Raw genomic sequence first — 1,686 nt, 5'->3', positions numbered from 1 at the left:
CGACCCAGGCTGTGTGAAAACACCTGCAATTGTCTAATCTTCTGATCGTCGAGATCGTAGCGGGGGCGATCATGAAGCGATTTATTGAAGGTGAGGCTCGGACGCAAGTCACCTTGCTGCCGGAGTGTCTGGACGATTACGTAGCCGAAGAAAATCCAGTGCGCGTGGTCGATGTTTTCGTCGATGAACTCGACCTGGGCGCACTTGGTTTTGAGGGCGTCGATCCTGCCGCAACGGGTCGTCCGGCCTACCGCCCAGCGGTGTTGCTGAAGATCTATATCTACGGCTACCTCAATCGGATTCAGTCCAGCCGCCGGCTTGAGCGTGAGGCCGAGCGCAACGTCGAGTTGATGTGGCTAACGGGGCGTTTGGCTCCGGACTTCAAAACCATTGCCGACTTTCGCAAAGACAATGGCAAAGCCATTCGCAGCGTCTGCCGACAATTCGTAGTACTTTGCCGCAACCTCAATCTCTTCTCCCAATCAATCATCGCCATCGACGGCAGCAAATTCAAAGCCGTGAACAACCGCGACCGTAACTTCACGCAGGGCAAAGTGAAGGCACGCATGCAGCAGATCGAGCAGAGTATTGATCGATATCTGGCGGCGATGGATTCGGCGGATCGGGCAACACCCGAAGTCGCCGAGGCCAAAGCAGAGCGGCTTAAAGAAAAGATAGAAACACTGAAAAAGCAGATGCAGAAACTCAAGGAAATCGAGGCGCAGCTCCACGAAAGTCCAGACCAGCAGATCTCCCTCACAGACCCAGATGCACGCTCAATGGCCACGAGCGGTCGAGGCACCGGAACGGTTGGCTACAACGTACAAACAGCGGTCGACGACAAACACCATCTGATCATTGCCCATGAGGTGACCAACGTTGGTAATGACCGGGCGCAGCTCAGCAATATGGCGAACCAAGCGCGTGAAGAGATCGGCGCGGAGTCGCTAACGGTGGTTGCCGACCGAGGCTATTACAAAGGTCTGGAAATCCTTGCGTGCGAGCAAGCTGGCATCACTACCTTCGTACCGAAACCCCTCACATCTGGCAGCAAAGCCGAAGGCCGATTTGGTAAGCAGGACTTCATCTATCTTGCGGCGTCGGACGAGTATCGATGCCCTGCGGGGCAGTTACTAACTAGGCGGCATTCGTCGATGGAAGACGGCATGTTATTGCATTGTTACTACTTCTCGGGCTGCCAGTCCTGCTCAATGCAAAAGCAATGTACGACGGGTAAGGAGCGCCGTGTGAAACGCTGGGAACATGAGGCTGTAGTCGATGCGATGCAAGTTCGGCTAGAACATGATCCAGCGATGATGAGGGTTCGTCGACAGACCGTTGAACATCCTTTTGGAACGCTCAAGTTCTGGATGGGAAGTACCCACTTCCTGACCAAAACCCTGCCGAGGGTGAGCACCGAGATGAGCCTTCATGTGCTCGCCTACAACCTCAAACGAATGATGAGTATCTTCGGCATCGCAGGACTGCTTGAGGCGATCAGGGTGTGAACCCAGCTACTTGATCGTCCGTGAGTAGCCGTTTGGGCCGCTGACGCGGCCCAAACGGCATTACGAACTTCTATGTCACTGACTAAACTAATTCGCGCTTCCGCCCGCTGATTCCATAGGCAACCCTCGCGACTCTCAGTTTTCGAGGTGTTTAGCGCGTTTTCACACAGCCTGGACC

The 1,686-nt window shown here is 54.7% G+C and carries 1 protein-coding gene; it reads left to right on the top strand.

Annotated elements, in window-relative coordinates; all coding sequences use genetic code 11:
• Positions 1-71 precede the first annotated feature (71 nt).
• The gene (locus FBY01_RS31430; RefSeq protein WP_145311120.1) at positions 72-1,508 is read left to right on the top strand and encodes an IS1182 family transposase; all 1,437 of its coding nucleotides are present in this window, start codon (positions 72-74) and stop codon (positions 1,506-1,508) included.
• Positions 1,509-1,686 lie beyond the last annotated feature (178 nt).

The organism is Pseudomonas sp. SJZ077 (assembly GCF_007993905.1).
Lineage (GTDB): Bacteria > Pseudomonadota > Gammaproteobacteria > Pseudomonadales > Pseudomonadaceae > Aquipseudomonas > Aquipseudomonas mandelii.
This window is presented reverse-complemented; position numbering and strand designations above follow the sequence as displayed.